Raw genomic sequence first — 12,278 nt, 5'->3', positions numbered from 1 at the left:
ACGACGTTAGGTCGCAGCCATGCCATCAACAGCTCTTGCCCCAGAGGTTCCGCCTCCGCTCGTCCTCGACCCGACCGAGGAGGCTCCCCGGCTCGCGCGGCGGTTTCTCGCCGAGCGGTTCGCCGAGTGGGGGATCACCGACGACTACGTCGGGCGGCTCGTCGTTTGCGAGCTCGTCACCAACGCCTGGCGGCACGGGAAGGGGCCGATCGTCGTGCGGGTGTTCCGCGACGAGCGCGACGGCCGTCCCGTGGTGGAGGTGTGGGACGCGGGCGAGGGGCGTCCGGTCGTCCAGGCGGAGGACCACGCCGCCATCTCCGGACGCGGGCTGCTGCTCGTGGCCGAACTGGTGCACGACTGGGGCGTCCGCCCGCTCAACGAAGGGGGCAAGGTCACGTGGGCCGCGCTTCGCTGACGGGCTACCAGGTGCGCCGGATGATCCGCTTCCGGTGCCTGAAGTGGCGCACCGAACGAAACCGTGACACCGCCGTCCGGTACCTGGACCTGCTCGCCCTCGCGCTGGAGCGGCGCGGGTGGCGCTGTGTGAAGAGCTACCGTCCCCAGGCCGTCCCGGCGAGGACGCCGCTGCTGCTCGTCTCCGGAGCCGGAGTCGCCGTGTCCCTGTGCGTGCTGGCGGTGCCCGGCGGCGGTTGGGCTTTCCACGAGGCTCCACGCGGACGCGGCGGGTTCCTGTGCTTCTGCGGGGGCGACATCAAGCATGCCGCGCAGGTCATCGACCGGTTCCTGCAAGACCGGCCGCTGCGGCAGTGAGTGTTACCCGCGCTCGTGGGAATGGCCGCCTCGAACCGCGTTGATTGGATCGCTGTATGGCTGACATGAGCAGGATCGGTGAGCTGGACGTTTTTCCGCTCTGCCTAGGCGGCAATGTCTTCGGGTGGACGGCGGACAAGGAGACCTCGTTCGAGATCCTGGACGCCTACGCGGCGGCGGGCGGCAACTTCATCGACACCTCCGACTCCTACATGGCGTCCGCGCCCGGCAACAGCGGCGGGGAGTCCGAGGCGATCATCGGGGAGTGGGCGCAGGCTCGCGGCAACCGGGACGACATGGTGATAGCGACCAAGGTCGGCAGGCATCCCGACCGCATGGGCCTGGCCCCGGCGAACATCAAGGCCGCCGCGGACGACTCGCTCAGGCGACTCCGCACCGATCGCATCGACCTGTACTTCACGCACTTCGACGACCCGTCCGTCCCCGTCGAGGAGATCATGACGGCGCTGGACGAGCTGGTCACCGAGGGCAAGGTCCGGCAGATCGCGGTGTCCAACATCGAACTCGACCGGCTGGAGGCGTCCCTGGAGTTCAGCGAACGCCAGGGGACGGCCCGCTATGTGGCGATCCAGCCGCACTACAACCTGGTGTCGCGCGACACCTACGAAGGGCCGCGCCGCGACATCGCCGCACGGCACGGGCTCGCCGCCCTGCCCTACTACGGCCTCGCGTCCGGGTTCCTGACGGGCAAGTACCGTCCCGGGGCCAATGTGGACAGTGTGCGCGCCGGGAAGGCGGCACGGCACCTGGAGACCGAACGCGGACGCAAGGTCCTGGCCGCGCTCGACATCGTCGCCGAGGAGCAGGGCGCCGCCGTCGCGACCGTGGCCCTGGCATGGCTCGCCGCACAGCCGACCGTCGCCGCGCCCATCGCCAGCGCCCGGACGCTCGACCAGCTCCCGCCGCTCGTCGAGGCCGCCCGCACGACGCTGACCGACGAGCAACTCGAACGCCTCACCGAGGCGTCGGCGTGATGGGGCGATCGCAGACCGGAAAGATGGGGATATAGCCTCCACGGCGTGTCGCATCTCGAGTTTCTCCTGTTCGGTGGGCTGGCCGCGCTGGTCGGCGCGATCGTGCAGGGCAGCGTCGGCCTCGGCGTCGGGCTCGTCGCGACCCCGATCGTGACGATGCTGTCCCCGTCCCTGATGCCGGGTTCGATCCTCGTCATGGCGCTCGTCCTTCCCGTCGCGACCCTCGCCCAGGAGTTCAGGCACGTCGAGCTGCGGGGAATCGGCTGGGCGTTCGGCGGCCGCCTCGCCGGGACACCGCTCGGCGCCTGGCTGGTCGCGGCCGTCCCGGACCGCACGCTCAGCATCGTGATCGGCTTCGTCGTCCTCGCCGCGCTCGCCGCGACGGCCTGGTCGCGGGAGGTGCCCCGCAACCGGCGGACGCTCGCCGCGGCCGGGCTCATCTCCGGCACCACCGGCACCGCGTCCGGCATCGGCGGCCCGCCGATCGCGCTGCTGTACCAGCGTGAGAGCGGCCCCCGCGTCCGTGCGACCCTGGCGCTGTTCTTCATCGGCGGCGCGCTGCTGTCCCTCGCGACCCTCGCCCTCGCCGGGCAGCTCCCCGCCCGGCAGGTCACCGCGGGCCTGGAGCTCCTCCCGTTCGTCCTCGCCGGGTTCCTCGCCGCCGGCCCGCTGCGCCGCTACCTGGACGCCGGACGCCTCCGCCTCGCGCTCCTCATGGTCGTCGGCACGTCCGCGGTGATGCTGATCGTCCGTAATCTGGTCTGATGCGCCCTAGCAAGGCCGACCTGGAGGCCGCCCGCGACCGTGTCATCCCCGACGTCCTTCCGTCGGACGGCGGGGCGCTCCGCGTTCTGTTCAGCGGCATCAACCCCGGCCTCTACTCCGGCGCCACCGGTTACCACTTCGCGCGTCCCGGCAATCGCTTCTGGCCCGCCTTGCACCGCTCCGGCTTCACGGACCGGCTGCTGGACCCGTCCGAGCAGGACCTCCTGCCCTCCTACGGCCTCGGCATCACCAACCTGGCGCGCCGCACCACCGCCCGCGCCGACGAGCTGACCGGCGAAGAACTCCGCGAGGGCGGACGCCGCCTCGAAGCGCTCGTCGAACGGCACCGCCCCGCCTACCTCGCCGTGGCCGGGGTGACCGCCTACCGCACCGCGTTCGGCCGTCCGCGCACCCAGATCGGCCCCCAGGACGAGACGTTCGGCCCCGCGAAAATCTGGGTCCTGCCCAACCCGAGCGGACTCAACGCGTCCTGGCCGCTCGACCGCATCACCGCCGAGTTCACCCGCCTCCGCCACGCCGCCGACGCACTCAGAGATCCGTAAGGTACCGGGGAAGTTCCACCAGGGTCTTCGGGTCGAACCGCACGGTGAACGGCCTGTCCGCCGAGACGCTGACCTCCAGCGGCTCCCCGCCGTGGACCGTACGAGCCAGGCGATATGCATGCGCCTCGTCGTCCAGGACATGGACCTGCACCTTCGGGCGAGGAGTGAACTCGACGATCCAGAACTGCGGGATGCCCAGAGCCGCGTACTCCTTGGGCTTCCTGACCCGGTCGGTTCGTTCGCTGCTGGTGCCGGGCGAGATGACCTCGGCCATCAGGAGAACGTCCCGTCCGGAAATGCCCACTGGGAACTGATCGACGATCGCGGCGTCCAAAACCTCGTTGGGTATGACGAACACGTCCGGTTTGCGAATGCCCGCCGGTGTGCTGATCTCCCACGAGCCGCCGCCGTCGACGAAAACCTCGGAGTCGGCCCCCGCCGCCGTGACGATGTCCCGGATCCGTCGCGCCGCAATATTGTGCCGTGGGCTCGGAGCCAACTCGATCAGCCAGCCGTCTTCGAGCTCGAAGCCCCCGCCGTCTGCCTCCAGGGTGTGCAGATCCTCCAGCGTGTACCGACCGAAGCCGCCGTGATCATGGACGACGCGCATGGTTCCGAACCCCCGTTCACCTGATGGAACAGAGGCTCAGCGTAGTGAGCCGTTCACCCTCAGGTGGCGTTGTTGAGGGCGGCGGTGGTGGCGAACATCGTGGTCACCTCGGCGACCAGGGAGGGCTTCGGCTGCCAGAGGCCGGGGTGGCCGAGGGACACGATGGGGCGGGGGAGGGCCCGTACGCCGTTGAGGTGCCAGTGGTGGGCGCCTCGGTCCGACCAGGGGCCGCAGTCGCAGGAGCCCCGCTCGACCGGCGGGACGGTCGCGGAGCAGACGTGGTCGAGGTCGGCGACGGCGATGACGGCGCCGATGGTGGCGAGGGGGTCGCGCGGGTCCCAGCCGGCGGCCTGGATGAGCGGGGAGTCGCACGCCTTCAGGTCGACGCGCATGGAGGCGTGGATGAGCACCGGGCCGCGGTAGGCGGTCGGCAGTCCCTGGTTGGAGACGGTCTTGCCGCCCCGCGCTATCGCGAACGCCCAGGGCTGCTGAACACTCATCGCCTGCACGCGGTCACCTCCAGTGTTCGCCCGGTCTCCGTCGCCTCGGGATCGCCGGGGGTCCGGCGGGACGCCGGTGTGCCGGGCGACGATGCCCGAGAGGTTAGGCGCATCTTGGCGGATATGCCAACGGATGAGGCGAACGGGTAGTTGTCCGGCATGGGACGTTCGGTAAACCGTTCGATTCCCATCCGGATCTCCTTCGATCATCCATGTGACGCCTGAGAAGGCGGTCGGGTTGTCGTGTTCGTGGGATCAGCCCTTCAACGCCCCCGCCATCAGTCCGCGCATGAAGAATCGTCCGAGCAGCAAGTAGACGAGGAGGGTCGGCAAGGACGCCAGGAGCGCCGACGCCATCTGCTGGTTGTACTGGACGGCGACCGCACCCGAGCCCGCGGTGTTGTTCAGCATCACCGTGACCGGCCAGCTGTCGGGGGCACCGAGGAACACCGCGAACAGGAAGTCGTTCCACATCGAGGTGAACTGCCAGATCAGCGTCACCGCGAACGCCGGGCCCGAGACCGGCAGGACGACCGACCAGTACGTGCGAAGCATCCCGGCGCCGTCGACGCGGGACGCCTCGATCAGCTCGTCGGGGATCGTCACGTAGTAGTTGCGGAAGATCAGCGTGCAGATCGGGATGCCGTACACGACGTGCGCGAGGACCAGGCCCCGGATCGTCCCGGACAGCTCCACCTCCGTCAGCAGCCCGGCCAGCGGGATCATTACCGCCTGGTACGGGATGAACATGCCGAACAGGAACAGGGTGAAGACGACGTCCGCGCCGGGGAACCGCCACTTGGACAGGACGTAGCCGTTCAGCGAGCCGAGCACCGCCGAGATGATCGACCCGGAGACGGCGATCTTGACGCTGTTTGCCAGGCCGCCCTTCAGCTCGCTCCAGGCGGCGCTCCAGCCGTAGGTGCTCCACTGGTCCGGCAGGCTCCACGCGCTGCTCGGGTCGGCCTCCTCCAGCGGCTTGAAGCTCGTGACGACCAGCACGTACACGGGGATGAGGAACAGCAGGACGAACGCCAGCAGGACGGCCAGCTTGGCGATCTGCCCGATGCCGGACGCCCCGCGCGCCGCCGGCGCTTTCGCGGCCGTCATCGCCGCCGCTCCCCGCGCACCGACCAGACCAGGTACGGGATGACCAGGAGGGCCACCGCGACGAGCATGTACGTGGCGATCGTGGCGCCGTTGGCGGGATCGTGCCGGTCGAAGATCTCGACGTAGGTGGCGATGGCGGGGACATAGGTGATGATCTGCTTGCCGGCGATCGCCATGATCAGGTCGAACACCTTGAGCGAGATGTGCCCGAGGATGATCAGCGCGGACAGCGTCACCGGGCGGAGCTGCGGGAACACCACGTACCGGTACACCTTCCACTCGGACGCGCCGTCCACCCGCGCCGCCTCCCGCAGGTCCTCGGGGACGCTGCGGAACCCGGCCAGATACAACGCCATGACATATCCGGACATCTGCCAGATCGCCGGGAGCGCCATCGCCGCCATGCCCCAGTCCGGGTTCTGCCACCAATTGTTCGCCAGCGCCCCCAGATGGAGCTTGTCGAACAGCTGGTTGAGGCCGACCGCGCGCTGCGGCGGCGCCGGGTTCATCAGCCAGCGCCACACCACGCCCGTGGCGATGAACGACACCGCCATGGGGAACAGGTAGATGATGCGGAAGGACGCCTCGCCGCGGATGCCCTTGTCCATCAGGAACGCGAGGAACACGCCGAGCAGCAGCGCGCCGACGACGAACACGGCCGTGAACACCAGTGCGTTGCGCACGGCGCCCGGCCAGCTCGGCTGGTCCCACAGGTCGACGAAGTTCTCGCCCCCGTCGAACCCGTACTCCGAGATCTCGTCGTGCTTGCCGCTCAGCGCGACCCGCGTGTTCCAGAAGATGAGCCCGTAGACGAACAGGCCGATCGCGACGATGGACGGCGAGACCAGCAGCAGGCCCGGCAGCCACTTCCGGGTACGGCGAAGCCTCACTGTCCGCTGTTCTTGGCCGCGTTCACCAGGCCCTCCTGGAGCTTGGCCACGTCCTTGTCCTGGAGGAAGAGACCCACCGCGGTGTCGATGTCGGTGTGCCACTTGTTGCTGGCGGTCACGCCGTGCCAGAACGAGCCCGCGAGCTTGATGTCAGGGCTGGTCCACCGCTCCAGCGCGTACTGGAGGTACCCGGTGTAGAGGCTCTTGTCGCCGTCCGTGCGGGCGGGGATGGAACCCTTCTTCGGGTTGAACAGGTCCTGCCCCTCTTTGCTGGACACCTCCTTCAGCCACGCGGTCGCCCCGCCGCGGTGCGGCGCACCCTTGGGCAGGGTGAAGCTGTCCGACAGCCACATGTAGGTGCCCTGGGTGCCCGGTGCGGGCGCGTACTTGAAGTCGACGTCGAGTTTCTTGCCGAGGCCGTTGGGCGCGGCGCCGGTGAAGTAGCCGTACGCCCAGTCGCCCATGATGTTGAACGCGGCCTTGTCGTCCACGACGGCCTTGGCCGCGCCCTGCCAGTCGGTGGACGCCGCCTCCAGCGTCGTGAGCTTCATGATCTCGGCGAACTCGTTCAGCGCCTTGGTGACGGCCGCGCCGCCCCAGTCGGCGCCCGGCTCCCACAGCGCGTTGTAGGCGTCGGTGCCGAGGCTGCCGAGCAGGACGTTCTCCAGCAGGTGGTCGGCCGTCCACTGCGCGCCGAGCGACAGCGGGACCTTGTCGGTCTTGTCGTCGACGGCCTTCAGCGCGGTGATGAACTCGGCGATCGACGTGGGCGGCCCGGAGACCCCGGCCTCCTGGAGGATGTCGGGGTTGTACCAGAGCACGTTCGACCGGTGGATGTTCACCGGGACCGAGTAGATGTGGCCCTTGTAGGTGATCTGGTCGAGAAGCTGCTTCGGGTAGACCGACTTCAGGCCGTTCTGCGCGTAGAAGTCGTCCAGCGGCTCGATCTGCCCGGCCTTGATGTAGTCGAGCAGCTCGGCGCCCGCGTGGCCCTGGAACGAGTCCGGGGGCTTGTTGTTCTGGAGCCGGCTCGCGAGGACGGCCTTGGCCTGCGTGCCCGACCCGCCCGCGATGGCAGCGTTGACGAACTCGGTGCCGGGATTCTTCTTCTCGAAGTCGGCCTGCATCGCCTTCAGCCCGTCGGCCTCGCCTGGACCGGTCCACCAGGAGAAGACCTCGACCTCGGACTTGTCGTTGTTCGAGCCCTTCTCCTCGTTCGCGCCGCAGGCCGACATGGAGAGGGCGCCGGTCATCGCAACGGCCGCGAACACCGTCAGGCGGCGTCTGGGAGCACGTACTCGCATCGTCCGTCCCTTCGATTACCCCGGGAAAAGCAAGCGTCCGTTCGGACGGCGCACCGGTCAACACCGGGGACGGAAAAGTGATCAAGCGGTGATGCGCGTCACAGGGCGGGACGAATCGCTCGCCCCGGCCGTGTTCTCCGCGGGCCGTACTCGCCGGGCCGCAGGGCCGCAGCGGTCGTCCGGACCGCCCGCCGGCCTACCAGCCGAGCGCGGGCGGCAGGTCCCGGCGTCCGGCGTCCGGCCACTCCAGCGGCGCGCCGAGGGGCGCGAGTTCGGCGAGCTGGAGCCGGTACCACGGCGAGGACTCGGGCCGCCCCGCGAGGTCCAGGCAGCGCTCCCACGTCCACCACTCCGCCCGCTCCACCTCATCCGGGTTCGGGTGGACGGCCGCGCCGGCCGCCGGCACGGTGGCCCGCACGACGGGGCAGCGCTCGTGCTCGACGGTCCCGTCCTCGGCCACCGCGCGGTACTGGAACCCGGGCAGGACGGACGTGAACGACGCGTCCGGAATGCCCAGCTCGTCCCTCAGCCGCCGGAGAACCGCGTCGCGCAGCCCCTCACCCGGGCCGGGGTGGCCGCAGCAGCTGCCCGTCCAGACGCCGGGGAACGTCCGCTTGCCCAGGGCGCGCCGAGTGATCAGGACACGACCCTGCGTATCCACCACATAGCAGGAGAAAGCCAGGTGGTATGGCGTGTCCTCATGGTGGCTCGCGCTCTTCGGTGCGGTCCCGACGGCCTCGTCCTCCGCGTTGAGCAGCACAATCTCTTCGACGACCATGCTCTGTTCCTACCCCATCCCCACCGGTATGGTCAGTCGTTTCCTCGGGGGGTAGCCGTTTCGTACGCGCCGTGCGGGCGGCCTTCGGCGCGTCACGGGCGAACCGGGATTAAACTCGGAACGGCGCCCGAGCCAGGGGAGACCCGATCCCCGATGGAGGAGTTGAAACGAGTGAGCCTGCTGGAGTCGATCACAGGTCCCGACGACCTCAAACGACTGGACGCCGCTCAACTGCCTCGGCTCGCGGAGGAGATCCGCGAGTTCCTCGTCCAGGCGGTCTCCAAGACCGGCGGGCATCTGGGGCCCAACCTCGGCGCGGTCGAGCTGACGATCGCGCTGCACCGGGTCTTCGACTCGCCGCACGACAAGATCATGTTCGACACGGGGCACCAGGCCTACGTCCACAAGATGATCACCGGCCGGCACGACTTCGAGCAGCTGCGCAAGCGCGGCGGCCTGTCCGGCTACCCGAGCCGCGCCGAGTCCGAGCACGACATCATCGAGAACTCGCACGCCTCGACCGCGCTGTCGTACGCCGACGGGTTCGCCAAGGCGTTCCAGCTGCGCGGTGAGACCGACCGCGCCGTGGTCGCGGTCGTCGGCGACGGCGCGCTGACCGGCGGGATGTGCTGGGAGGCGCTCAACAACATCGCGGGCGGCGTCGACCGCCCCGTCATCATCGTCGTCAACGACAACGGCCGCTCCTACTCGCCGACGATCGGCGGCCTCGCGCGGCATCTCGCCGACCTGCGCGTCACCCAGGGCTACGAGCACGCCCTCGACCTCATCAAGAAGACCGTGCCGCGGGCGCCGGTGGTCGGCAACGTCGCCTACGAGACCCTGCACGGCATCAAGAAGGGCCTCAAGGACGTCCTGCAGCCGCAGGCCATGTTCGAAGACCTCGGCATGAAGTACATCGGCCCCATCGACGGTCACGACGAGGACGCCGTCGAGCGCGCGCTGCGCCGCGCCCGCGGGTTCGGCCGCCCGGTCATCGTGCACTGCATCACCACCAAGGGACGCGGGTACGCGCCGGCGGAGAACGACACCGAGGACTGCATGCACGGCGGCGGCGCGTTCGACCCCGCCACCGGCGCGTTCGTGCGCAAGAAGGGCGGCCCCGCCTGGACGAAGATCTTCGGCGAGGAGATGGTCGCGATCGGGCGTGAGCGCCGCGACGTGGTCGGCATCACCGCCGCGATGCTCTACCCGGTCGGGCTGGCCCCGTTCGCCGAGGCGTTCCCCGACCGCATCTTCGACGTGGGCATAGCCGAGCAGCACGCCGTCACGTCCGCCACCGGCCTCGCGATGGGCGGGCTGCACCCGGTCGTGGCGGTGTACGCGACGTTCCTGAACCGCGCGTTCGACCAGGTCCTGATGGACGCGGCGCTGCACAGGCAGCCCGTCACGTTCGCCTTGGACCGCTCCGGCGTGACCGGCGACGACGGCGCCAGCCACAACGGCATGTGGGACATGTCGATCCTGCAGCTCGTACCGGGGATGCGCGTCGCCGTGCCGCGTGACGGCGCCCGGCTGCGGGAGCTGCTGCGCGAGTGCGTGGCCGTCTCGGACGGCCCGACCGCGATCCGCTACCCCAAGGGCCCGGCCATCGACGACATCGAGGCCATCGGCAAGGCCGGGGGGATGGACGTCCTGGCCCGCCACGACGGCTCCAACGGAACCCGCGTCCTGCTGGTCGCGGCCGGTTCGATGGCGGCGCCCGCGGTCGAGGCGGCCGAACTGGTCGCCGCGCAGGGCATCGGCGTCACCGTCGTCGACCCCCGGTGGGTGAAGCCGATCGACCCGGCGCTGCCGGAACTCGCCCGCGAGCACGCCCTGGTCGCCGTCGCCGAGGACAACGGCCGCACCGGCGCCGTCGGCGACGCGGTCGCCCGCCTCCTGCGCGACACCGGGGTCGACGCCCCGATCCGCACGTTCGGCATCCCGCAGGAGTTCCTCGACCACGCCTCCCGCGGTGAGATCCTCGCCGACATCGGCCTCACGCCGCAGGCCCTGGCCCGCGACATCACCGAGCACATCGCGCGGATCACCTCCCCGGAGGCACACGACCCCGCGGCGTCGGACCGGGAGACCTCCGACCGCGACTAGACGCCCGACCGGCGCTGGACACCGGACCGGGGCCGGGCGCCGAAACGATCCCGGTCCCGGATGCGGCTAGACGCCTTCCGCCGACACCAGGTGCCAGAAGTGGGTGATGGACGCGGCGGCCGTGCCGAGTTCGCGGCCCGAGTACGTCCATCGCCCACGCAGGCGCCAGGGGCGCCCGGCGCCGTCCTGCAGGAAGACCTGCAGCGGGAAGCAGGCGTCGTGCGCGCGGATGACGCCCGCCGGGTCGACCGAGGGTTCGAGCAGGGGCTCGCCCTCGCACCGCACGCCCATCACGGACGTGCGCGGATCCTGGCGCAGGAGTCCCTGCGTCAGGTCGTACACGAGTACGGACACGTAGTCGGGGCCCAGCCACCTGAGGTCGGGGACGGTCTCGGGTGGAGGGAACCCGTACAGTTCTGGACCGCCGGTCACAGGCCGCACCGTAGCGCTCAGGTGATACGCCCGTCACTACCTTGCGCGGGGGATCTTCTCGCGAAGGTCGATTACTCCCGCCCGCGGCAGGCGGACGTCATCGCTTCCCAGCGGGCGAGCTTGACGCGCTCACCGCGGTCGAGGGCCTCGGCGAGGGCGATCTCGGCGGCGTCCAGCCTGAGCCAGTCGTCGTAGGTGACGACGGGCAGGCCGCGCGCCTCCAGCAGTTCCTCGATGGTGCGCTTGGGCGTCGTCTCCGACCCGGCGATGTCCTCCAGGAGGTTGCCGACGGTCTCGGCGGCGTCGGACTTGTTGGTGCCGACGACGCCGGACGGGCCGCGCTTGATCCAGCCGGCGACGTACTCGCGGGGCACGGGTGCGCCGTCCGGGCCGGTGATGCGGCCGCCCTCGTTCGGCACCGTGAAGGAGCGCTCGTCGAACGGGACGCCGTCGAGGGGGACGCTCTGGTAGCCGACCGAGCGCAGCACCAGGCCGACGGGAAGCGTCTCGAACTCGCCGGTGCCGGTGACGCGGCCCGTCTCGTCCAGGCGGGTCCTCTCCAGCCGGAGGCCCTCGACGCGGTCCGTGCCGGTGATCTCGGCGGGGGCGCGCCAGAACCGCACGTCGATGTGGCGGGCGCGCCCGGCGGCCGGTTCGCCCGTCCAGGCCTGCAGCGCCTTGATGTTGCCGCGGACCTTCCGGTCGCTTTCGGCCAGCTCGGCGCTCGCGGGGTCGAGGTCCATGTCCTCGGGGCTGACGTGGATGCTCGCGTTCGGCAGCTCGCCGAGCTCGCGGGCCTCCTTGGTGGTGAACTTCGCCTGCGCCGGGCCGCGCCGCCCGATCATGTGGACGCGCTTGACGCGGCTGTGCGACAGCGCCTCGATGACCTGCTCGGGGACGTCGGTCTCACGCAGCTCGTCCGCCGTCTTGGCGAGGATCCGGACGACGTCGACGGCCACGTTCCCGACGCCGATGACCGCGACCTCCTCGACCGACAGGTCGAAGGTGTGGTCGGCGGCGTCGGGGTGCCCGCAGTACCAGTTGACGAAGTCGGTCGCGGCGATGCTGCCGGGCAGGTCCTCGCCCGGGATGCGCATGTGCCGGTCGACCATCGCGCCGGTGGAGTAGACGACGGCGTCGTAGCAGTCGAGCAGGTCGGCGCGGGTGAGGTCGCGGCCCAGCTCCACGCAGCCGAAGAACCGGACGGCCGGGTTCTCCAGGACCTTCTGCAGGTACTTGGCGATCGACTTGATCGACTTGTGGTCGGGGGCGACGCCGTAGCGCACCAGCCCGTACGGCGTCGGCAGCCGGTCGAACACGTCCACGCGGACGTCGCCGTCGGTCTGCTTGACGAGGGCTTCGGCGGCGTAGATGCCCGCCGGTCCGGAGCCGATCACCGCGACGAGAGGTGGAGAAGCCATGCGGGCCATTGTGCCCACCCGGCGGACAAA

At 70.1% G+C, this 12,278-nt stretch carries 14 protein-coding genes; 6 read left to right on the top strand and 8 right to left on the bottom strand.

The window, feature by feature from the left end; genetic code table 11:
• Positions 1 to 19 precede the first annotated feature (19 nt).
• From ACGFK0_RS02010 to mug, 5 genes are all read left to right on the top strand, one after another.
• Positions 20 to 415: an ATP-binding protein gene (locus ACGFK0_RS02010; protein WP_392898698.1), complete on the top strand. Its 396-nt coding sequence runs from the start codon at positions 20 to 22 to the stop codon at positions 413 to 415.
• A gap of 20 nt (positions 416 to 435) precedes the next feature.
• Positions 436 to 771: a hypothetical protein gene (locus tag ACGFK0_RS02005; protein ID WP_392898695.1), complete on the top strand. Its 336-nt coding sequence runs from the start codon at positions 436 to 438 to the stop codon at positions 769 to 771.
• Positions 772 to 836: 65 nt separating this feature from the next.
• On the top strand, positions 837 to 1,766 hold the full coding sequence (locus ACGFK0_RS02000; protein WP_392898693.1) for an aldo/keto reductase: 930 nt from the start codon (positions 837 to 839) through the stop codon (positions 1,764 to 1,766).
• Positions 1,767 to 1,811: 45 nt separating this feature from the next.
• On the top strand, positions 1,812 to 2,531 hold the full coding sequence (locus tag ACGFK0_RS01995) for a sulfite exporter TauE/SafE family protein (RefSeq protein WP_392898690.1): 720 nt from the start codon (positions 1,812 to 1,814) through the stop codon (positions 2,529 to 2,531).
• Complete coding sequence (gene mug / locus ACGFK0_RS01990; RefSeq protein WP_392898687.1) at positions 2,531 to 3,094, top strand: G/U mismatch-specific DNA glycosylase; 564 nt, start codon at positions 2,531 to 2,533, stop codon at positions 3,092 to 3,094. The genes ACGFK0_RS01995 and mug overlap by 1 nt, the downstream gene beginning before the upstream one ends.
• Here the strand turns inward: mug and ACGFK0_RS01985 are convergent.
• From ACGFK0_RS01985 to idi, 6 genes are all read right to left on the bottom strand, one after another.
• Complete coding sequence (locus ACGFK0_RS01985) at positions 3,081 to 3,704, bottom strand: Uma2 family endonuclease (RefSeq protein ID WP_392898685.1); 624 nt, start codon at positions 3,702 to 3,704, stop codon at positions 3,081 to 3,083. The genes mug and ACGFK0_RS01985 overlap by 14 nt on opposite strands.
• 59 nt (positions 3,705 to 3,763) lie before the next feature.
• Positions 3,764 to 4,204: a hypothetical protein gene (locus ACGFK0_RS01980; RefSeq protein ID WP_392898682.1), complete on the bottom strand. Its 441-nt coding sequence runs from the start codon at positions 4,202 to 4,204 to the stop codon at positions 3,764 to 3,766.
• A 255-nt stretch (positions 4,205 to 4,459) separates the two neighbouring features.
• On the bottom strand, positions 4,460 to 5,314 hold the full coding sequence (locus ACGFK0_RS01975; protein WP_392898679.1) for a carbohydrate ABC transporter permease: 855 nt from the start codon (positions 5,312 to 5,314) through the stop codon (positions 4,460 to 4,462).
• Positions 5,311 to 6,306, bottom strand: coding sequence for a carbohydrate ABC transporter permease (locus ACGFK0_RS01970; RefSeq protein ID WP_392898676.1), 996 nt, complete (start codon positions 6,304 to 6,306; stop codon positions 5,311 to 5,313). The genes ACGFK0_RS01975 and ACGFK0_RS01970 overlap by 4 nt, the downstream gene beginning before the upstream one ends.
• Positions 6,201 to 7,508, bottom strand: coding sequence for an ABC transporter substrate-binding protein (locus ACGFK0_RS01965; RefSeq protein ID WP_392898673.1), 1,308 nt, complete (start codon positions 7,506 to 7,508; stop codon positions 6,201 to 6,203). The genes ACGFK0_RS01970 and ACGFK0_RS01965 overlap by 106 nt, the downstream gene beginning before the upstream one ends.
• A gap of 196 nt (positions 7,509 to 7,704) precedes the next feature.
• Entirely contained in the window at positions 7,705 to 8,286 is a 582-nt protein-coding gene (idi, locus tag ACGFK0_RS01960) for an isopentenyl-diphosphate Delta-isomerase (protein ID WP_392898670.1), read from the bottom strand.
• A 171-nt stretch (positions 8,287 to 8,457) separates the two neighbouring features.
• Between idi and dxs the strand changes: the two genes are divergently transcribed.
• Complete coding sequence (dxs, locus tag ACGFK0_RS01955; protein WP_392898668.1) at positions 8,458 to 10,395, top strand: 1-deoxy-D-xylulose-5-phosphate synthase; 1,938 nt, start codon at positions 8,458 to 8,460, stop codon at positions 10,393 to 10,395.
• A gap of 66 nt (positions 10,396 to 10,461) precedes the next feature.
• Here dxs and ACGFK0_RS01950 read toward each other — a convergent pair whose 3' ends face one another.
• The gene (locus ACGFK0_RS01950; protein ID WP_392898665.1) at positions 10,462 to 10,827 is read right to left on the bottom strand and encodes a hypothetical protein; all 366 of its coding nucleotides are present in this window, start codon (positions 10,825 to 10,827) and stop codon (positions 10,462 to 10,464) included.
• Between the two features lie 71 nt (positions 10,828 to 10,898).
• Positions 10,899 to 12,248, bottom strand: a complete 1,350-nt coding sequence (locus ACGFK0_RS01945; RefSeq protein ID WP_392898662.1) for an FAD-dependent oxidoreductase — start codon at positions 12,246 to 12,248, stop codon at positions 10,899 to 10,901.
• Positions 12,249 to 12,278 lie beyond the last annotated feature (30 nt).

This window comes from Spirillospora sp. NPDC048823, assembly GCF_043198445.1.
In the GTDB taxonomy this organism is placed as follows: Bacteria; Actinomycetota; Actinomycetes; order Streptosporangiales; family Streptosporangiaceae; genus Spirillospora.
Note: the sequence above shows the minus strand (reverse complement) of the source record. Positions and strands in the feature narration are given on the sequence as shown.

What these genes read in the sequence shown, in the direction of transcription:
- ACGFK0_RS02010 (WP_392898698.1), top strand. Translation starts at nt 20, where the DNA reads ATGCCATCAACAGCTCTTGCCCCAGAGGTTCCGCCTCCGCTCGTCCTC.
- ACGFK0_RS02005 (WP_392898695.1), top strand. Translation starts at nt 436, where the DNA reads ATGATCCGCTTCCGGTGCCTGAAGTGGCGCACCGAACGAAACCGTGAC.
- ACGFK0_RS02000 (WP_392898693.1), top strand. Translation starts at nt 837, where the DNA reads ATGAGCAGGATCGGTGAGCTGGACGTTTTTCCGCTCTGCCTAGGCGGC.
- mug (WP_392898687.1), top strand. Translation starts at nt 2,531, where the DNA reads ATGCGCCCTAGCAAGGCCGACCTGGAGGCCGCCCGCGACCGTGTCATC.
- ACGFK0_RS01985 (WP_392898685.1), bottom strand. Translation starts at nt 3,704, where the DNA reads ATGCGCGTCGTCCATGATCACGGCGGCTTCGGTCGGTACACGCTGGAG.
- ACGFK0_RS01980 (WP_392898682.1), bottom strand. Translation starts at nt 4,204, where the DNA reads ATGAGTGTTCAGCAGCCCTGGGCGTTCGCGATAGCGCGGGGCGGCAAG.
- ACGFK0_RS01975 (WP_392898679.1), bottom strand. Translation starts at nt 5,314, where the DNA reads ATGACGGCCGCGAAAGCGCCGGCGGCGCGCGGGGCGTCCGGCATCGGG.
- ACGFK0_RS01965 (WP_392898673.1), bottom strand. Translation starts at nt 7,508, where the DNA reads ATGCGAGTACGTGCTCCCAGACGCCGCCTGACGGTGTTCGCGGCCGTT.
- idi (WP_392898670.1), bottom strand. Translation starts at nt 8,286, where the DNA reads ATGGTCGTCGAAGAGATTGTGCTGCTCAACGCGGAGGACGAGGCCGTC.
- ACGFK0_RS01945 (WP_392898662.1), bottom strand. Translation starts at nt 12,248, where the DNA reads ATGGCTTCTCCACCTCTCGTCGCGGTGATCGGCTCCGGACCGGCGGGC.